This is a genomic window from Chryseobacterium tagetis, assembly GCF_016735585.2.
Taxonomy (GTDB): domain Bacteria; phylum Bacteroidota; class Bacteroidia; order Flavobacteriales; family Weeksellaceae; genus Chryseobacterium; species Chryseobacterium tagetis.
Window position 1 is genome coordinate 120,752 of sequence record NZ_JAERSE020000002.1, and the last position, 18,818, is coordinate 139,569.

The window sequence follows — 18,818 nt, forward strand, 5'->3', positions numbered from 1 at the left end:
CTATGAGATTTTCAGAATGACAATAATAATCAATACTACTCAACTTCTACATTATTAAATTGTTATATTAATTATTTTGTTTCACTTAGTCTTAAAATATCTCCGAAAACTCCTCTTGCCGTAACTTTTGCTCCGGCTCCGGCTCCCATGATTACGATTGGATTCTCTCCATAGCTTTCGGTATAAATTTCGAAAATAGAATCTGAACCTTTCAGCTGTCCTAAAGCTGATGTTGCAGGAACAGAAACCAATTTTACATCGAGTTCACCTTTTTCTTTTTGCAGGTCTCCGTGTAAATCTCCAACGTATCTTAACACATGTCCCGGTTTCTGATTCTCTTTAATTTTCTGATATTCTTCATCCAGTTCTTCCAGTCTTGAAAGGAATTCCGATTTTGAAACGGATAACAAAGTTTCCGGAACTAAATTCTGAATGTTGATATCTTCAAATTCATTAATTAAATCTAATTCTCTCGCCAAGATCAATAATTTTCTTGCTACATCATTTCCGGATAAATCTTCTCTAGGATCTGGTTCTGTATATCCTTTTTCTAATGCCTCATTGATGATGGTTGAAAATTTATCGTTTCTTAAAGAAAAATTATTGAAAACATAGCTCAATGTTCCTGAGAAAACACCTTTAATTCTTGTAATATTCTCTCCTGAAAGGTGTAATAATTTTATCGTGTCAATCAATGGCAAACCTGCTCCCACATTGGTTTCGTATAGATACTGTTTTTTATTTTTCTCTAACGATTTTCTTAAACTTCTGTAGCTCGCTATCGGAAGTGTATTATAGATTTTATTTGATGAAACAATATCAAAACCATTCTCTACAAATACATCGTAATGCTTTACAAAGTCTTTACTGGCCGTATTATCTACCATTACCAGATTTTCCAGATGATGTTCTTTTGCATAGCTGATCAATCCTTCTACACTAGATACTGTTTGAGAATAATTCACTTTCTGTCTCCAGTCACTTCCAAAACCGCCTTTATTTAAAGCCATTTTTTTAGAATTCGCAATCGCAACGATTTTCAACTGTAATCTTTTTCTCGTCAAAATATCGTGTGAAGAATCTAAAATCTGCTCTACCAAAGTTCCGCCTACATTTCCGTGTCCTATTAAAGCTAAATGAACCACTTTTGGTTTTCCATAGATCTCAGTTTCTATAATATTTTTTGTAATCTCAGTCTGATTATCTGTTACCACTATATTTACTCTTCCTGCAGATGCTATTTGGTTTAACAGTAACGGGAAAATTTTATTTCTCTGAAGCTCGGAAAGGATTTTATTGTAATTTTCAGATACAAAGCCGATCACTGCTACATTATTGATACTGTAGATATTACTTACCGCTCCTTTTGTTTTTTCATTTTTAAATTCTTCAGAAAGAACACGTACTGCATCTTCCGCATCATTTTCGTCTACCAAAACAGAAATCCCGTTCTCAATGGCTTGCTGAGAAATTACTCCTACACTGATTCCGGTATCATTCAGTACTTTAAAAATTCTGGAATCCACTCCAATCTGTCCGAGGAAATCTTTTCCCTCAAAATTTACCAATGCTTTGTTTCGATAGATGTTTATAATATCTGATGTTGTCATATTTTCAGAATAGGTTTTATTATATTATTTAGTTGTTTGTACTCCATTAAAAAGGCGTCGTGCCCATGAATTGATTCTATCTCGTGATAGAAAACATTTTCCTTTTTCGTTTTCAGCTTTTCAAAGCACATTCGAATCTCGGATGCCGGAAAAAACAAGTCTGTATCTACTGAGATCAGGTGCATTCGTGCTTCGATTTTTTCCAGTTTTTGTTCATCTGCATTGATATTCATCAGTAAATGGTTCATTAGCTTATAAGACTTCAAACTAAATCTTTCGTTTAATGAATTTCCATGATAAATGAGCCAATCTTCCGACTCCAATCGCTGTTTTTCCTGATTATATTTGTTTTGAAATCTGTTATTTAAAGATTCTGGTGTTCTGTAACAGAGCATCGCATGGATTCTGGCTTTCTGTAAAGGTTCATCGTTCTGATCTAATAAGAATTTCTGAACCAGACATTGTGCGTGAAGCCAGTCATGAGTTTTGAAATCGCAGGCAACAGGAATAAAGATTTCGGCTAAATGTGGATTTTTCACTAACATTTCCCAGCCGATTCCTCCTCCTAAAGAGCCTCCAATAATGGCGTGTACACTTTTAATATTTAAAATTTCAAGACCTTTTAAAAAGATATTGGCAATATCTGAAGGCGTGAAATCTTCGTATTCATCAATAAAAAAATCATCGTAACCGTTTCCAGGAATATTGAAACACAGAACCGTGTATATATTCGTATCTATGACCTGATCTTCCCCAATCAGTTGTTTCCACCATCCGTTTTCCCCTGCAACATTGGAGTTTCCGGTTAAGGCATGGTTTACTAAAATGATCGGTGCTGAAAACAGGTCTTTCCCGAAAAACTGATAGCTCAACGGGATATTGTATTCTTTTAAAGAATCTGTCTGATACGTAAAATCAATATAGTTTAGTTCTGTTTTCAATTCTATTATATATTTTAATACAATTGAAAATGCCACAGGAAATGGCTGAAAAGAACTTCAGTAAGTTATCTGTCCAAAAATAAATCTGGTAGAACGTAGCACCTTCTTTGCTTTCGCAAAGGGTTGCTAAGGTTTCACAGGGTCTAATCCCTCAACCTTTCTTGATAACATTTTCAATATTTGAATGATCGAATGGTGCAAAGGTATAACATTTCTTTTATATATTAAAATAAATTATTTTAAAGCTCAGAAACCCTATTCAATAAAGGCCTATCTGTGAATATTAAATTTTATTCAGATTCAGAATGTTGGAATTTTTTCTCAAAAAAACTACCTTCGTATTGAAAAATGCTGAACTATGAGTGCTGAAAAACAAAGACTACGAGATCCCAACTGGAAAAACTGGGGTCCCTATGTAAGCAACCGACAGTGGGGAAATGTGCGTGAAGATTACAGTTCTAACGGGGATGCATGGAATTTCGCCAGTCATGATGCTGCAGAAAGCTACGCCTACCGTTGGGGAGAGGAAGGAATTGCCGGAATCTCCGATGTAAAACAGCTTTTCTGTTTTGCCCTTTCTTTCTGGAACAAGAAAGATAAAATCGTAAAGGAACGTCTCTTCGGTCTGAGCAATCCTGAAGGAAATCACGGGGAAGACATCAAAGAAATTTTTTATTACCTGGATAATACACCTACACACAGCTATATGAAGATGGTGTATAAATATCCTATCAATGCCTTTCCTTATGATAAAATTCGTTCTGAAAACGCCAAGAGAAGCAAAAAGGAATCGGAATATGAGATCATTGATACCGGAATTTTCGACAATGATGAATACTTTGACATCTTCATTGAATATGCCAAAGCAGATCATAATGATATTTTAGTAAGAATCACTGTTTGTAACAGAAGTGAAATCAATGCGCCTATCGTGATTGCGCCTGCAATTTGGTTTAGAAATAACTGGAAATGGGGATACAATACCTATAAAGGTCAGTTCAATGCAGGAAATGACGGAACTATCGATATCAATCATGACAGCATTTCCATTAAAAAGTTTTATTCACGAAACAATAATGCCCAAAGCGTTTTTTGTGAAAATGAAACCAACAATCCGAAATTATATGGAGCTCCTTACCCTGGAAATACTTATTTCAAGGACGGAATTAATGATCATATCGTCTACGGAAGCAATACTGTAAATCCTGAAAAAACAGGGACAAAAGCTTCATTCCTGATTGATGAAACTATCGAAGGAGGAACTTCTAAAACTTTTGATTTCAGGCTGTCACCCAATAGTCTGGATGAGCCGTTTGATCAGTTTGACCAGATATTTGCCCAAAGATTGGATGAAGCCAATGAATTTTATAACGAAATTCAGAGTGATGTTGTAGATGATGATGAAAAAAATGTGCAAAGACAGGCTTTTGCAGGTCTACTTTGGAATAAACAGTTCTATCATTACAATGTCGGAAAATGGCTGAAAGGCGATCCTAATTTTGATGCTCCAAGAGATTTCAACAATTATGTCCGAAATACGGAATGGAATCATATGCATAACAAAGACATCATTTCCATGCCTGATAAATGGGAATATCCGTGGTATGCGACTTGGGATTTGGCATTTCACTGTGTTCCTTTTTCCATTATTGATGGTGAGTTTGCGAAAGGACAGCTTCTTTTGCTGACGAAGGAATGGTATATGCATCCGAACGGGCAGCTTCCTGCTTATGAATGGAATTTAAGTGATGTGAATCCGCCTGTACATGCATGGTCATGTTTCCGTGTTTTTAAAATTGATGAAAAGCAAAACGGCAAACCGGATCTTTTATTTTTAGAGAAAGTTTTCCAGAAACTTCTTTTGAATTTCACATGGTGGGTGAACCGAAAAGATAAAAACGGTAAAAATATTTTCGGAGGAGGTTTCCTGGGACTCGACAACATCGGTGCATTTGACCGGAATATGGAATTAAAAGATGGTCAACATCTTGAACAAGCCGACGGAACAAGCTGGATGGCAATGTACGCATTAAATATGATGCGAATTGCCATGGAGCTAGCTCAATATTATCAGGTGTATGAGGATATGGCTATCAAATTCTTTGAGCATTATCTTTATATCGCAGAAGCAATGGAAAATCTGGGTGAAGGAACAAAAGGTCTCTGGAATGAAGAGGACGGATTTTTCTATGATGTTTTGCAGCTTGGAAACGGCGACAGTGTGTCTTTAAAATTAAGAAGTATTGTAGGGCTGATTCCGATGTTTGCCGTAGAGATTGTTGATCATAAGTTATTAGAAAATATGCCCAACTTCACCGCAAGAATGGAATGGATTCTAAAAAATAAGCCGGAGCTTACCAAACTTGTTTCCCACTGGGATGAAGAAGGACACGGAAGAAAACACCTCATGAGTATTCTCCGTAAGAATAGATTAACAAAGGTTTTGACAAGAATGCTTGACGAAAAGGAATTTTTGAGCACATACGGAATTCGTGCCATGTCGAAAGTATATGAAGAAAATCCGTTTGTATTTTCGGTGCATGGAACTGAAAATGTAGTGTATTATACTCCGGCTGAAAGTGACAGTAGAATGTTTGGAGGAAACAGCAACTGGAGAGGTCCGATTTGGTTTCCTATCAATTTCCTGATCGTAGAAAGTTTACAGCGTTTCCATTATTATTACGGAAACAGTCTGAAAGTAGAATTCCCGACCGGAAGTGGCGATAAACGAAATCTTGATGAAGTTGCTCAGAATATAAGCAACAGATTATGCTCTATCTTTTTAAAGGATGAACACGGACAGCGTCCGTTCAATGGAGGAAATCCTAAGTTTAATTATGACGAAAACTTTAGAGATTATATCACCTTCTTTGAATATTTCCACGGTGACAATGGTCGCGGAGTCGGTGCATCACATCAGACAGGATGGACAGCAACGGTTGCGAAACTGATGAAACCGAGATTAATGTAAATAAAAAAATTAGGGTATTAGAACTGAACACAATGTTCAAATTCTAATACCCTAAAATACTAGTAATAGTATTTTAATTCTAATTAGTAACCTGTTCTCCGTTTACAAAAACTTCGTACCCTATTTCTACATTAGGTTCTAATGTTTTAGAAACAGAACAGTATTTTTCAAAAGATAATTGTGCTGCCTTCAGTGCTTTTTTAGGATCAACATTTCCTTCCAATAGAAATTTCACCTTAATCGCTTTGAATGGTTTTGCGTCTTCAACAGGAATACGCTCTCCTTCTACCTCAGCTTTAAAACCTGTAATTTCCTGTCTTTGTTTTTTCAGGATAGAAACTACATCAATTCCGCTGCATCCTGCAACCGCCATTAAAACACTTTCCATTGGAGAAACTCCTTTTGCTCCCGGCTGAGAAGTATTATCCAGTAAAATTGAATTCCCTTGTGAGTTGGTACATTCAAATAAAAAATCGTCGTTGAGTCTGTTAAGTGTTATTTTCATTATTCCTTTTCGCTTTTTGCAAAATTATAAAATTCCTCTGGCTTTTATCTCAAGATACTTATTGATCACATCGATATTTAAGTTTTCAGGAAGTGTATATACTGAATAAATACCATATTTTCTGAGTTCCTGAATGATCAGTTTTTTCTCAAACTCAAATTTTTCAGCAACAATTTCATCATAGATCTCCTGCATATTTTCAGGATTTTTATGCATTAATGTCTGTATCTCTGAGTTTTTAAAGAACACGACAACCAGCAAATGGTTTTTGGCAATTCCGCGAAGATATTTTAACTGCCTATTTAGTCCATCTAATGTTTCAAAATTGGTAAACAGTAAGACTAAACTTCTTTGGTTGAGCGAAAATTTTACATCCTGATACAGCCTGTTGAAATCACTTTCAAAAAAATCTGTTTTAACGTTGTATAAAGCTTCGGAAATTTTCTTGAGCTGTCCTGATTTATTATCTGCAGCTACTCTGTTTTCTGTTTTTTTAGAGAAAGTCATCATTCCTGCCCTGTCTCCTTTTTTCAGAATGATATGAGATAAAGCCATTGTTGCATTGATCGAATAATCAAGAAGACTTAATCCGTTGAACGGCATTTTCATTGTTCTTCCTTTATCAATCAGCATAAAAATACGTTGAGCTTTTTCATCCTGAAACTGATTTACCATCAATCGATTGGCTTTGGAAGTTGCTTTCCAGTTGATGGTTCTTACATCATCTCCGGGAACATATTCTTTGATCTGCTCAAATTCCATGGTATGTCCCAGTTTTCGTATTTTTTTGATTCCTCCCAGTAAAAACTCGTTTTGAAGCGCCATCAATTCATATTTTCTTAAATGAATAAACGACGGATAAGAAGGAAGCATCGCATCTTTCTGAAAGGTAAATCTTTTGGCAACCAGTCCTAAAGGGGAAGAAACAAAAATATTTAAGGCTCCAAAGCTGTATTCACCTCGTTCTTTAGGTTCTAAAATGTATTCAAAAAATGAATTTCTGCCTGCTTCAATATTTTTTTCGATTATGAAATCTCTTTTCTGAAACTGAAAAGGAATCTCATCGATCACTTTTACATGAATTTTAAATCTGTAGTTGTTTTTAATATCAATTTTCACAGGATTTTCATCACCGTTTGACAATTTCTCGGGCAATATTCTCTGTGACTGAACGCCTTCTTTTTTATTAAAAACAAAGAGATAATCTATCATTACCGCCAGAAAAACAACCAACAACAAAGCATGCGCAACGATCATCAGAAAAGGAAAGAAAAATGCAAAAACATAGATCATCCCCACTCCGATGAGTGTGAAAAAAAAGCGTGTATTGATGTATAAATTCTTCATTTCTTTTTAAGGTTGCAGGTTTTAGATTTTAGGTTGCAGGTTTGTGACGGTTAAAGCTTTTGGTTATTTTAAAGAATTAATTAATCCGTTTAGCATTTTTGAAATTTCAATTATATCTTCGTTTAGTTTTAAATAGTTTGTTTCATTTAAAAAATGAAGATTTCTTGAAATAATTAATTGAGTTTCAACTCCGCACAGCTTCCTCTTGAAATTTTTAAAAACTGAAGATAATCCGGTTTACTTCTTCTAGAATTTCCTTCAGCAATATTTGACGGAATTGAAACCGCTGCTCTTCTTATTTGAGATTTTAATCCAAATGTTTCGTCCTTAGGAAACGTTTCTGTGATTTTATAAATTTCAGTTACAAAATCAATAGATTTTTGCCAAACTAAAAGCTCTTTAAAATTAGCCATTCCTTAACCCATTAAAGATGATTCATTAAACTATAATCTGCTACCTTTTACCTGTTACCTATCTAGGAATCTCTATTCCTTCTAAAATCTGTCTGATAATTTCATCGGCAGTCAATCCTTCCATTTCTCTTTCCGGCGATACGATTACTCTGTGTCTTAATACTGCATAACTTGCTTCTTTGATGTCTTCCGGAGTTACGAAATCTCTTCCTCTTAATGCAGCAAAAGCTTTTGAAGCCGTCAGTAATGCTAAACTTGCTCTTGGAGAAGCTCCTAAATACAAAAACTGGTTTTCTCTGGTATTGATAATGATTTTAGCGATATATTCTATCAACTGAGATTCTACAATGATCTCTTTTATCAAATGCTGATAGTTTTTAAGCTGCTGAGCTGTAATGACGCGTTCTACAACTTCTGTTTTATCTTCTTTTTTACTTTCGTGCTGGTTTTTAATGATGGCTATTTCCTGCTCAAGATTCGGATATTTTACATTGATCTTGAAAAGAAAACGGTCAAGCTGCGCTTCGGGAAGTCTATAAGTCCCTTCATGTTCGATCGGGTTTTGAGTAGCCACAACTAAGAACGGTTCATCCATTATATAACGGGTTCCATCCATTGTGATCTGTCTTTCTTCCATTACTTCAAAAAGAGCCGACTGTGTTTTAGCCGGTGATCTGTTGATCTCATCAATCAGAACAAAGTTGGAAAAGATAGGTCCTTTTTTAAATTCAAATTCTGAATTTTTCACACTGAAAACAGAGGTTCCCAAAATATCTGAAGGCATCAGATCGGGAGTAAACTGAATTCTGCTGAAATCTACATCGATCGTTTTTGCCAGTAATTTTGCCGTAATCGTTTTTGCGACTCCCGGAACTCCTTCTATAAGAACATGACCGTTCGACAGCAATGCCGCCAAAAGATGTTCGATCATATCTTCCTGACCAACGATTACTTTAGCGATTTCAGTTTTTACTTTCTCTAAACTTGCACGAAGTTCGATCATGTCTAAACGCGACTGAAAATCCCCTTCTTTTTTTTCGATATCTACAGAGGTCTGATTGTCTAAATTTGGGCTTTCAAAATTATCCATACTATTATGTTTTTCAATCTCAATAATATAACTGTTTAATTATAAGATTCTTTGAGTTGCTCGGAATAACAATTACATTATTATAGATTACAAGATTTGTTATATTTTAATTATTTCATCCAACAGTTTATTCATCCTTACAAGATCTTCTTTCATTACATTGGAATAAGGATTTTGTCCTTTCTTGATCAGCGTAATTGCCTCAATAATCATTTCTAATGGTTTTCCTGTTTTTAAATGAAGCTTTTTGGCAAAATCCTCATCCAGATTCTGAGTATCTATTAAAAGATCAAGTCTTATTTTATTTAAAAAATACTGGGCTTTTTTTGCCATCATATCATGGAAATCTCCTTCTTGAAGGTATAAATTCCCAATGCTTTTTACAAATTCTGCGGAAGTATTTTTTAAGGGTTCTATTATTGGGACTACTCTCTGTTTTCTTTTGGCATTGAAGAAAATAAATAATACCAAACCTCCTAAAAACACCCACCAAGCATATTTGAGTGCCGGATTTGACAGGATAAATCTCATAAAGAACCTCGATTCTTTGGTATTACTTTCTACAAACCAAAGTGTATCTCTATCCTGAAGGTAAGAAAATACATCCTGAAAATATTTTACATTTCCTTTTTTCAGCAAATAATAATTCGTCAGGAATAAAGGCTCACAATGTACATAAAAAGTCCCTTTTCCAAATTTTGCCTTGATAAAATTTGCTTGATCCTTATTATTTTTTTCTGCCGTTTTTCCCAGTATCTCAACTCCGGGTCTCACATAGGAGAAACCTCTTCCCGAAGGGAATTTATCTAAGTGAATAAAATCTCCCTGGTATTTTTTATCGGTAAGCTTTAAATAATTCTGCTCTTCAAAAGAAATCTGGGAATCATAATAACCGATACTGTCTGAAACAGTTTGCGGAAGCTGGCTTACAATAATCATTGCATCGGAACCTTTGGAAACCTGATCCATTATTTTTTTCCAGGATTCCATGTCGATTTCGCTTTCAATGACGAGAATATTGTGAGCCGGTTTATTTTTATTCTGATTGTAAAACTCATAAGCCGAAACATCAACTTTTTTCAGTTTTCCATTGAAGAGGTCTTTGCTTTCATGGTTGAAAACAAATAATCCGAAAGGAGACTTTTCTTCCACATCAAAATTCTTGCGCCAATCTGTAACTTCTTTTTTGTTTACTTCAAGCAATGCCAATATCACCATAATAATGATGAATACCAAAGCATATATTTTGAAAGTCTTGTTCATTTTCCTAAAATTAATTACAATTTAAAAGCTTGATATTGTTGTTTGAATCTGGCATAGTCTTCTTTATCGATCCCGAATTCACCATACCACACATAATCGAATATATAAGACAGTTTTGAAAATTCACTTTTCAGATGCTGTTCTTTTAATTCGGCTACATAGTCTTTATTGGTTTTTTCAGGATTCCAGACAATGATTTTTTTATCGCTCAGTTTTTTTAGAATATATAGAAACTGATATCGAATAGCTGAACGGTATTCTCCGTTGTTTTCAAACTGAGCAATACTTTCCGGAAAATTGATCTCATGAATATTTTCGTGAAGTTCTTTCTCAGCAATATCCAGCTTCTTGTTTTTTCTGCCGAAAATAAAGCTGCCGTCTTTTCCCAATAGATATTTAATAATGAAATATAATAGAAAACCTACCAAAACAATGGCAAATAAACGGATTAAAACATCTGTAAATTTTGCAGAACTGCTTAAGCTTGTTTTCCCAAAAATACTTTCTATTAATCTGATGATTTTCTTCTGAAGCTTTTCCCAAAAAGATTCTCTGGGTTTTGATACGGAATAGTCAAATTCACTTCCCTTATATCTCGACTGTATATTTTCTTTAATTTTCTTTGGATATACCGTATTCTCTGTCACCGGTTTTTTCAGCAATAAGGAATCTGCACGGTTCATTCCTTTATAATGTTCTTCACTTAAAGAATCTACCACTACTGTTTCAATAGTACTAGAAGGTTCGCCTTCCTGTGCAAAAGAAAGCCCACTCATTATAAAAAGAAAAAAAAGAATGATTTTATTCATTTATTCCGATCGTATCAATTTCTGCCAATTCTACTTTCTGATGAAGATCTGTTCTGCTGTCATAATACATCAAACCAGCGTTTACATATAGCATATTTGAGGTAAAAAACGAAACCAGTAATGATACTCCATAAAGGATAAAAAATAGTACTCCAAATCCTCCACCAAGAGGATTCTGTTCAAAACTTCCATCCGGAGCTGTAGTGGATAACGTAGCGAAAAATATAACCATCGGAATGGCCGTAAAGATCATCGAAATGATATACAAGATAAGTGAAATAATAATGGTACTTCCCCAATATTTCCAGTAAGGAGAACCTTCTCTCGCATTCGGATAAGAAAACTGAGCTCTTATCGAATAACTCAAACTTTCAAAGAAACCTCTCGTTGAGCTGAAATAGTCATACATTAAAAATGTAACCACATTAAAAAGCGTAGGTCCTACCAAACACATGATAAAAATACCGATCACAAGAAAAACCAATACATAGGAAATCCCCATAACGATCATTGACAAAGGGGTAACAATAAATGTCATCCCTAAACATAAGATGATTATTTTTTTGAAATTTCTTTTAAAATCCCCCAGAATATCATCTGTTTTGATTTTGTTTTCACCTGCTGCCAATCTTTTTAAGTAAAAGACCGGATAAAGATAATTGACGATCATCAGAATCATAAACAATATAAACGTAATGATTCCGGTCGCAAAAAACATCCCAAAATTATTCTGAAAATAATTTTCGAAGTAATAACTCTGTCCGCTGATATTTGATCCTAAAATCTGTCCAAAAAGTTCTTTAAAACCAAAAATAAAAACGACGACCATCAAAATAAGAAGGAGACCGTTTAGTAAAATATAATTCTTGAAATAATTTTTACCATAAAGCTTAAAGAAAGAAAAACTGTCACTTATAAATGTTCCGAAGTCTCTTTTTTTATAAAACTGCATCATCTGTGTGTTTATTAATTTTTTTATTTACAATATGCGGGTACACAAAATAGTATCCTCCTATGATTGCCAGTGATCCGAAAATAATAATGATATTTAAAATCCAGGGCATACTCAAAGCATGTCTCGTTACATAGCCTTCAATAATTCCGGCACATATCGTAAAAGGCACTGTGCTCAGGAATATTTTAAATGAATCTCTAAATCCTATTTTACATGAATTGAATCTGGAAAGTGTTTTCGGAAACAAAATAGAAGCTCCTAAAATCAATCCGCACATAGCTTCTACAACCATTGAAAAAATTTCAAAGACGCCGTGAAGCCAGATTCCTCTCGCACTGTCCTGCAAAGCTCCGTATTCCGAAAAGAAATACTGAAAAGAACCGAGCATGATGCTGTTTGACAATAAAGCAAACAAAGTTCCTACTCCACCAAAAATTCCATACAGGTAAAGTTTTGCTCCTACACCGATATTATTGAAAATAATCCCAATCGTACTTCCCCAAGTAGAACCACTCTGATAAACTCCTACTGCATTTCCTTTCTTTATATTTTCGATCGTCATGTTCACATAATCTTCTCCAAGAATAATATTGGCAAAGTCTTTATCATACATGGCCGAAACCACTCCCATTGCAGTAAAAAGAATAAAAAAGAGAAAAGCGTACAAAAGATACCTCCTGTATTGAAATACCAGAAGGGGGACTTCGGTTTTAAAGAAATAAGTAATACGATTTTCTTCTACTCTTTTCGTTTTATAAATTTTCTGATAAATCTGAGAAGAGAGATGATTTAAGTAAACCGTAGTATTACTTTTGGGATAGTAAGTCTGTGCAAAAGAAAGATCATTGATGAGATTAATGTACAGCGAAGAAAGGTCGTCAGGATTTTTTTTAATTTTCCCCTGAATAACCTGCTCAATTCCCAACCATTTTTCTTTATTTTGTTTAATGAAATAAACTTCTCTCATAATTGTAAGGCTAAAATAATAAAAAATATGTCTCAAATTGCGATTAATACCTCACAAAATGTCAATATTAATTTTAATGTTGCGAGCGTGGGCGAAAGGATGCTTGCTTTTATCATCGACCTACTGATAAAAATTGCTTATGTGATCGTTATCTTTTATTTATTTTTCAACGTATTGGATTTAGGCTACTTACTGGATGGGCTGGATCAATGGTCACAAATGGCAATCTACATCGCCATTACTTTTCCTGTTTACATTTATCCGCTGGTATTGGAAAGCCTTATGGAAGGACAGACTCCCGGCAAAAGAGCTTTAAAAATACGAGTGGTAAAAATTGATGGCTATCAGGCAAGTTTTGGGGATTATATGATTCGTTGGGTATTCAGAATTGTAGATACTTTATTTGTAGGAGTGATCGGCATTATTTCAATGGTTATTTCTAAAAATAATCAGCGTTTGGGAGATATTGCTTCAGGAACAGCGGTTATTTCCCTTAAAAACAGTATTAATATTTCCCATACCATCCTGGAAAATATACAGGATGACTATATTCCGTCTTTTCCACAGGTAATTGCTTTAAGCGATAATGATATGAGAATCATTAAAGACAACTATCAAAAAGCATTAAGAATAGACGACAGACATATCATTAATAAACTTTCCGAAAAAATAAAAAGCCTTCTCAAGCTGGAAACAGATCCTAAAATGACCGAAAGACAGTTCATAGGAATTATTATTAAGGATTATAATTATTATACAGGAAAGGACAGTTAGTAAATTGACCATTTTCAACTCCTTTTCTTTTCTTGATCTACATCAAAACACCATCGGTGTGGTTTTTGTACTTTTACGTATCATTAAAACTTAGATTATGAGATTCGAAAACAATCAGTCAGGAAACGGCGGAGTTCTTACTTTAAATAACGAGATTAAAGAAATCGGCAGATTAACTTATACTATTTTCCCTGAAGAAAATAAGTTTATTATTTCTTTTGTCCTGGTTCATCCTGAATTTGAAGGTCGCGGAATGGGAAAATATCTAGTGGAAGAAGCCATTAAATTTGCAAGAGAAAACAACTGGAAAGTATATCCTCATTGCTCTTATGCAAGATCTGTAATGATGAGGATGAATGATGTAGAAGATATTTTTTTAAAGAACTAAAACCTCGTTCACCAAGATCTCTTCAATATTATCTGGATAATCTACCTTCAGATGTTGATCGCCGTTCACCCATTTTTCTATTTCTTCAAGCCGTAAAACCTTTGAATTAGGAATTCCCATTTTGTCCAGTGCACAAGCATTACACTCCTGTTCATATTGATTATGAATAGGAATAACGAATAATTTCTTATCCATAAAAAGTGCTTCAGCCGGACTTTCAAAACCTGCATTGCAAAGAATTCCGTCACAGTTTTCAAAAGATTTTAAATACTGAATTTCATCAATAGGAAAAACCTCAACATTATTTTCGCTGAACTGAAGTTTTGTATATTTTGAAAAAACCTTCCATTCAACAGGAATCTGTTTTAAAACTTTAATGATATTTTCATCCGAAAAGCTTGGAAGATACACTAGATAAAACCCTTTTTTATCCGGATTAAGGTTTCTTATTTTCTTTCTGATAACAGGTTTTTTAATTTGCGGATGATAATTTTCAAAATGAAAACCAATTTTCCGATCGCTTGGAACGTAATATTTCAAAACCAGTTCTCCGACAAAATCTTTCTTTTCAGGTTTAGGAGTTTCTTTAAACAACATTGACGCTTGATGACTGAGCTCAATCATAGGAAGTTTTTTCAGTTTGCAAGCCCACCCCGTTAAAGGTTCATAATCATTGATGATCAGATCATATTGTGAAAGTTCTATTTCTCTGATTGTTTTTATGGCCTTAAAAAAATCATTATCAAAAAATGTTTTTTTGTATGATAAACCACCTGTTTTATCATAAAGCAGCGAAATTCCTTTATGTTGAAAATTAACATCAAAATCAGCCTTTAATTGAGATTGATGACCACTGATCAAAGTATCGACCTGTGCGTACTTTTTTAAAATAGGAACAATTTCCTGTGCTCTTGCTACGTGTCCGTTTCCTGTTCCCTGAAATGCATATAATATTTTCATTGAGAAAAATTGGTTACCAGTTTCAAAAGCTCTTCATTGGGAATGTCCTGAATTTCTTCTGTTTCATCATCTGCAAGCAAATGTTTATGCTCTTCGTAGTAAAAGATCTTCCATTCATTATCGTTATACTCCAAAGCAGAAAGATTTTCTATCCAGTCTCCGGAATTAAGATAAATACAAGATCCTTTTTTAGTCACTACTTCACGAATCTGCGGTTGATGAATATGACCACAAACCACATAATCATAATGATTGTCGATGGCCAGTTCAGAAGCCGTTAATTCAAAATCGCCAATATACTTGACCGCTTTTTTTACGTTATTTTTAATTTTTTTGGAAAACGAGTATTTTTCTCTACCCATTTTCTCCAAAAACCAATTTACAACATTATTGATTACAATCAGCAAATCATATCCTTTTCCACCCAGTTTTGCAATCCATTTGGAATGCTGCACCGATGCATCGAATACGTCTCCGTGAAAGATCCAGGTTTTTTTGTCGTTAATATCTAAGCAGATTTTATTACAGACTTTTAATTTTCCCAATTCAAAATCTGTAAACTTCCGGAACATTTCGTCGTGGTTTCCGGTAATATAGAATACTTCAGTATTTTTTGTAGCCAAAGAAAGAATTTTCTTGATGACTTTTAAATGAGGTTTAGGAAAGTAAGACTTTTTGAATTGCCAAATATCAATGATATCTCCATTCAAAACTAAAGTTTTAGGCTGAATGGAATTCAAATATTTTAATAATTCTTTAGCCTTACATCCATAAGTCCCCAAATGTACATCCGAAATGACAACCAATTCAATGTTTCTCTTCATAGATGATTTTATGCAAAGAAACTAATTGAAAATTAACTGTATATGAATGCTATGTTATTTTTTATAGAGAGTTCATTAGCTCTTCTGTAATTTCCATGTTGTGATATACGTTCTGTACATCATCATCATCTTCGAAACGCTCAAGCATTTTCATATTTGCTTTGAACTGTTCTTCGTTTACTTCTTTTGTATTGTTTGGAATTCTTTGTAATTCTGCACTTTTTGCTTCTATTCCCAATTCATCCAATTTGTGAGACAAAGATCCGAAATCTTCAAAAGCAGTCGTAATCATTACTTCTTCTTCATCTTTTTCTACATCTTCTGCTCCACCGTCGATCATTTCCATTTCAAAATCATCCCAATCCATTTTAATTTGAGCTAAATCGATTGTGAAAATTCCTTTTCTATCAAAAATAAATGCCAATTCACCGTTCTTTCCAAGGTTTCCGTCAAACTTATTGAAAATAGCTCTTACATTAGCAACTGTTCTTGTTGTATTGTTTGTAGTACATTCTACGAAAAAAGCAACACCGCCTTGCCCATATCCTTCATAAGTAATTTCTTCATAGTTTTCCGCATCTGCACCACTTGCCTTTTTAATGGCTCTTTCTACATTATCTTTCGGCATGTTTGCCCCTTTCGCATTCTGGATACATCTTCTCAATGCCGGATTCGATTCAGGATCTGTTCCACCAGCTTTAACTGCTAACGCAATATCTTTACCAATTTTAGAGAAAGTTTTGGCCATCTTATCCCATCTGGCCATTTTAGAAGCTTTTCTATATTCAAACGCTCTTCCCATTTTTATTTTAAATTTTCCACAAAATTAATTAAAAGTCAACAAAAAAAAAATACCCCCAAAAAATTGGAGGTATTTATTATTTAGAAAAATTAATTATTTTTTCTTTTTAGCTGGAGCTTTTTTAGCCGGAGCCTTTTTAGCTGAAGCTTTTTTGATAACTGGTTTAGTAGCTACCACGATATCGTTTTTCTTGTAAGTTTCCCAATCTGCACCTGAGATTGCTCTTACAATAACTTTTCTGTCAGCTTGTCTTTCCGCATCTGAAGCAGTTGCAGGAACAGTAGCCTCTTGAGAACCGATACCGATAGACTTAAGAGTGTTAGGGTTGATACCTCTAGCCTCTAAAGCTGAAACTACAGAAGCAGCTCTTTGTCTAGATAAGTTCAAGTTGTAAGCAGCAGAACCTTTAGCATCTGTCATACCTACTACTAGGAAGTTAGCTTGATCAGCTTCTTTGATAATTCTAGCTGCTGTATCTAACTTACCGCTTGATTCTGGTCTGATTGTAGCTTTGTTGAAATCAAATAAGATATCTTTCAATGTCTCGTTGATCTTCACTACTGGTGGTTCAGCTGGTTTAGGACAACCATTGTATTCAGGTAAACCAGGAACTGTAGGACAAGCATCATCTTTATCTAAGATACCGTCACCATCTGTATCTGGCCAAGGACAACCATTGTTTTCAGCAGGACCTGCTACTGTAGGACAAGCATCATCTTTGTCGATAATACCGTCACCATCTGTATCTGGCCAAGGACAACCGTTGTTTTCAACTGGACCAGCAACATCTGGACACTGATCGTCTTTATCTGGAATACCATCACCGTCTGTATCAGGACATCCTTGGAATTCTGGTAAACCTGGTGTATCAGGGCAAAGATCGTCTTTATCTAAGATACCATCTTTATCTCTGTCTCTGTTACCAAATCTAAAGTTCAAAGATGCTGAAGCTTGCCAGAAGTTAGCATAGTTTGCTTTATCTCCAGGAGTTGAAACATAGTCACCTTGAACACCTAAACCGAAGTTTTTAGTTACCCAAAAGTTAACACCTGCACCTGTAGAAACTGTAAAGTGGTTTGCTTTCCCGTTTTCGTTACCATTATCTCCATTTCCTATAAATTCTCCGTTCGCATCGGTTCTAGGAAAAGTAAGAGATGTATAGTCATGTCTTAAATAGTTAGCACCAACTCTCAAATATGGATCGAACCAAGATTCTTCATTCCATAAAAGACCTGCTGCTTTAGCTTGGAAACCAAGACCAGTCATTAACATGAACTCTTTACCCATGTTAAATCTCTTGTTCTCAACATTTCCTACAGAAGTCTGCCAGTCGATAACTAAACCTTTACCAATGTTTCTAGCTACAATAAGCTTAGACAATGGTGGAGTAATAGAGAAGTTGTTCACATTGAACATTGTCTTCGTCAAATTATTAGCAGAGAACGTATTACTGAAATTACCTCTTTGTGCCAAATGGTTCTCAGCGTGAGCACCAACTCCGATCAACCAAGGGTTGTTGGTCGTCTGAGCGAACACAGTAGAAGCAACAGTAAGCGCCAATGCTGAAATTCCTAATTTTAGATTTTTCATAGAATTAAATGATTAAATAATTGATAATGCAAAATAAATATAATTTTTCTTTATATACAAAGTTTTTTGGATGATTTTTAACTTTTCTTTAATATTCTATCTAGGTTTCGTTTATTTTCTCTATCTTTTATGCTTTCCCTTTTATCAAAGAGTTTTTTCCCTCTTCCTAGGGCAATTAAGACCTTTGCTTTTCCCTTGTCGTTGATATATAGTTTTAAAGGTATTACTGTATTTCCCGCATCCTTTAATTTCTTCTCAAGTTTTTGCAATTCTTTTTTGTGCAAGAGCAATTTCCGTTCCCTTTTTGTTTTGTGATTATAAAAAGTCCCCAATTTATACTCGTCAATCATCATATTAATAATGTATAATTCCCCATCAATAAATTGACAGAACGATTCTGTAATGGAAGCCTTAGATGAGCGCAAAGATTTTATTTCTGTACCTGTAAGAACCATTCCTGCTTCATATTCTTCCATGATTTCGTACTCGAATCTGGCTCTTTTATTTAATATATTGACCGTTTTTTCAATCTTCATTTTTAAAAATCCTTATAAAGAAATGTGTAAGAGTTTAATATCGCTACACTTAAAAAATTATTAAGCCGTCCAA

General features: G+C 34.5%; 17 protein-coding genes, 1 pseudogene and 1 riboswitch. Of the genes and pseudogenes, 3 read left to right on the forward strand and 15 right to left on the reverse strand.

Features of this window, described 5'->3' with window-relative positions:
• Positions 1-71 precede the first annotated feature (71 nt).
• Together JI747_RS05840 and JI747_RS05845 are read right to left on the reverse strand one after the other, a co-directional pair.
• Positions 72-1,610, reverse strand: a complete 1,539-nt coding sequence (locus tag JI747_RS05840) for an ACT domain-containing protein (RefSeq protein ID WP_225686955.1) — start codon at positions 1,608-1,610, stop codon at positions 72-74.
• The gene (locus JI747_RS05845) at positions 1,607-2,551 is read right to left on the reverse strand and encodes an alpha/beta fold hydrolase (RefSeq protein ID WP_225686956.1); all 945 of its coding nucleotides are present in this window, start codon (positions 2,549-2,551) and stop codon (positions 1,607-1,609) included. The genes JI747_RS05840 and JI747_RS05845 overlap by 4 nt, the downstream gene beginning before the upstream one ends.
• 62 nt (positions 2,552-2,613) lie before the next feature.
• Positions 2,614-2,722, reverse strand: a riboswitch (SAM riboswitch).
• A 187-nt stretch (positions 2,723-2,909) separates the two neighbouring features.
• On the opposite strand from JI747_RS05845, the gene JI747_RS05850 reads away from it, so the two are divergent.
• Positions 2,910-5,522, forward strand: coding sequence for an MGH1-like glycoside hydrolase domain-containing protein (locus tag JI747_RS05850; protein WP_225686957.1), 2,613 nt, complete (start codon positions 2,910-2,912; stop codon positions 5,520-5,522).
• A gap of 79 nt (positions 5,523-5,601) precedes the next feature.
• Here the strand turns inward: JI747_RS05850 and JI747_RS05855 are convergent, their stop codons facing one another.
• From JI747_RS05855 to JI747_RS05890, 8 genes and pseudogenes are all read right to left on the reverse strand, one after another.
• Positions 5,602-6,027, reverse strand: coding sequence for an OsmC family protein (locus tag JI747_RS05855; RefSeq protein ID WP_225686958.1), 426 nt, complete (start codon positions 6,025-6,027; stop codon positions 5,602-5,604).
• Between the two features lie 24 nt (positions 6,028-6,051).
• The gene (locus tag JI747_RS05860) at positions 6,052-7,374 is read right to left on the reverse strand and encodes a DUF58 domain-containing protein (RefSeq protein ID WP_225686959.1); all 1,323 of its coding nucleotides are present in this window, start codon (positions 7,372-7,374) and stop codon (positions 6,052-6,054) included.
• 63 nt (positions 7,375-7,437) lie between these two features.
• Positions 7,438-7,787 (reverse strand): annotated as a pseudogene (locus tag JI747_RS05865) (four helix bundle protein).
• Between the two features lie 58 nt (positions 7,788-7,845).
• Positions 7,846-8,877 carry an AAA family ATPase gene (locus JI747_RS05870; RefSeq protein WP_225686960.1) on the reverse strand — a complete coding sequence of 344 codons (1,032 nt, stop codon included), beginning with the start codon at positions 8,875-8,877 and terminating at the stop codon, positions 7,846-7,848.
• Positions 8,878-8,976: 99 nt separating this feature from the next.
• On the reverse strand, positions 8,977-10,140 hold the full coding sequence (locus JI747_RS05875; RefSeq protein ID WP_225686961.1) for a hypothetical protein: 1,164 nt from the start codon (positions 10,138-10,140) through the stop codon (positions 8,977-8,979).
• 14 nt (positions 10,141-10,154) lie between these two features.
• Entirely contained in the window at positions 10,155-10,916 is a 762-nt protein-coding gene (locus tag JI747_RS05880) for a DUF4129 domain-containing protein (RefSeq protein ID WP_225686963.1), read from the reverse strand.
• Between the two features lie 25 nt (positions 10,917-10,941).
• Positions 10,942-11,901 carry a DUF4013 domain-containing protein gene (locus tag JI747_RS05885; protein ID WP_225686965.1) on the reverse strand — a complete coding sequence of 320 codons (960 nt, stop codon included), beginning with the start codon at positions 11,899-11,901 and terminating at the stop codon, positions 10,942-10,944.
• The gene (locus tag JI747_RS05890) at positions 11,888-12,871 is read right to left on the reverse strand and encodes a stage II sporulation protein M (protein ID WP_225686967.1); all 984 of its coding nucleotides are present in this window, start codon (positions 12,869-12,871) and stop codon (positions 11,888-11,890) included. Before JI747_RS05890 ends, JI747_RS05885 begins: the two co-directional genes overlap by 14 nt.
• Before the next feature lie 27 nt (positions 12,872-12,898).
• Here JI747_RS05890 and JI747_RS05895 point away from each other — a divergent pair, with 27 nt between their 5' ends.
• A complete protein-coding gene (locus JI747_RS05895) occupies positions 12,899-13,645 on the forward strand; it encodes an RDD family protein (protein WP_225686969.1) in 747 nt (248 codons plus the stop codon).
• A gap of 97 nt (positions 13,646-13,742) precedes the next feature.
• Positions 13,743-14,033 (forward strand): GNAT family N-acetyltransferase, encoded by a 291-nt coding sequence (locus JI747_RS05900; protein ID WP_225686971.1) that lies wholly within the window; start codon positions 13,743-13,745, stop codon positions 14,031-14,033.
• Here JI747_RS05900 and JI747_RS05905 read toward each other — a convergent pair.
• The 5 genes from JI747_RS05905 to smpB form a co-directional block, all read right to left on the reverse strand.
• Positions 14,022-14,993, reverse strand: a complete 972-nt coding sequence (locus tag JI747_RS05905) for a glycosyltransferase family protein (protein WP_225686973.1) — start codon at positions 14,991-14,993, stop codon at positions 14,022-14,024. The two genes, JI747_RS05900 and JI747_RS05905, sit on opposite strands and share 12 nt — an antisense overlap.
• Positions 14,990-15,817 carry a UDP-2,3-diacylglucosamine diphosphatase gene (locus tag JI747_RS05910; RefSeq protein WP_225686974.1) on the reverse strand — a complete coding sequence of 276 codons (828 nt, stop codon included), beginning with the start codon at positions 15,815-15,817 and terminating at the stop codon, positions 14,990-14,992. Before JI747_RS05910 ends, JI747_RS05905 begins: the two co-directional genes overlap by 4 nt.
• A 61-nt stretch (positions 15,818-15,878) precedes the next feature.
• On the reverse strand, positions 15,879-16,619 hold the full coding sequence (locus tag JI747_RS05915) for a YebC/PmpR family DNA-binding transcriptional regulator (protein WP_225686975.1): 741 nt from the start codon (positions 16,617-16,619) through the stop codon (positions 15,879-15,881).
• 93 nt (positions 16,620-16,712) lie between these two features.
• Entirely contained in the window at positions 16,713-18,209 is a 1,497-nt protein-coding gene (locus JI747_RS05920) for an OmpA family protein (RefSeq protein WP_225686976.1), read from the reverse strand.
• 77 nt (positions 18,210-18,286) lie between these two features.
• Positions 18,287-18,745 (reverse strand): SsrA-binding protein SmpB, encoded by a 459-nt coding sequence (smpB, locus tag JI747_RS05925; protein WP_225686977.1) that lies wholly within the window; start codon positions 18,743-18,745, stop codon positions 18,287-18,289.
• Positions 18,746-18,818 lie beyond the last annotated feature (73 nt).

Bases quoted from the DNA above. Each gene is read 5' to 3' on its own strand.
- JI747_RS05840 (WP_225686955.1), bottom strand. From the start codon at position 1,610: ATGACAACATCAGATATTATAAACATCTATCGAAACAAAGCATTGGTA.
- JI747_RS05850 (WP_225686957.1), top strand. From the start codon at position 2,910: ATGAGTGCTGAAAAACAAAGACTACGAGATCCCAACTGGAAAAACTGG.
- JI747_RS05855 (WP_225686958.1), bottom strand. From the start codon at position 6,027: ATGAAAATAACACTTAACAGACTCAACGACGATTTTTTATTTGAATGT.
- JI747_RS05860 (WP_225686959.1), bottom strand. From the start codon at position 7,374: ATGAAGAATTTATACATCAATACACGCTTTTTTTTCACACTCATCGGA.
- JI747_RS05870 (WP_225686960.1), bottom strand. From the start codon at position 8,877: ATGGATAATTTTGAAAGCCCAAATTTAGACAATCAGACCTCTGTAGAT.
- JI747_RS05875 (WP_225686961.1), bottom strand. From the start codon at position 10,140: ATGAACAAGACTTTCAAAATATATGCTTTGGTATTCATCATTATTATG.
- JI747_RS05880 (WP_225686963.1), bottom strand. From the start codon at position 10,916: ATGAGTGGGCTTTCTTTTGCACAGGAAGGCGAACCTTCTAGTACTATT.
- JI747_RS05885 (WP_225686965.1), bottom strand. From the start codon at position 11,901: ATGCAGTTTTATAAAAAAAGAGACTTCGGAACATTTATAAGTGACAGT.
- JI747_RS05890 (WP_225686967.1), bottom strand. From the start codon at position 12,871: ATGAGAGAAGTTTATTTCATTAAACAAAATAAAGAAAAATGGTTGGGA.
- JI747_RS05895 (WP_225686969.1), top strand. From the start codon at position 12,899: ATGTCTCAAATTGCGATTAATACCTCACAAAATGTCAATATTAATTTT.
- JI747_RS05900 (WP_225686971.1), top strand. From the start codon at position 13,743: ATGAGATTCGAAAACAATCAGTCAGGAAACGGCGGAGTTCTTACTTTA.
- JI747_RS05905 (WP_225686973.1), bottom strand. From the start codon at position 14,993: ATGAAAATATTATATGCATTTCAGGGAACAGGAAACGGACACGTAGCA.
- JI747_RS05910 (WP_225686974.1), bottom strand. From the start codon at position 15,817: ATGAAGAGAAACATTGAATTGGTTGTCATTTCGGATGTACATTTGGGG.
- JI747_RS05915 (WP_225686975.1), bottom strand. From the start codon at position 16,619: ATGGGAAGAGCGTTTGAATATAGAAAAGCTTCTAAAATGGCCAGATGG.
- JI747_RS05920 (WP_225686976.1), bottom strand. From the start codon at position 18,209: ATGAAAAATCTAAAATTAGGAATTTCAGCATTGGCGCTTACTGTTGCT.
- smpB (WP_225686977.1), bottom strand. From the start codon at position 18,745: ATGAAGATTGAAAAAACGGTCAATATATTAAATAAAAGAGCCAGATTC.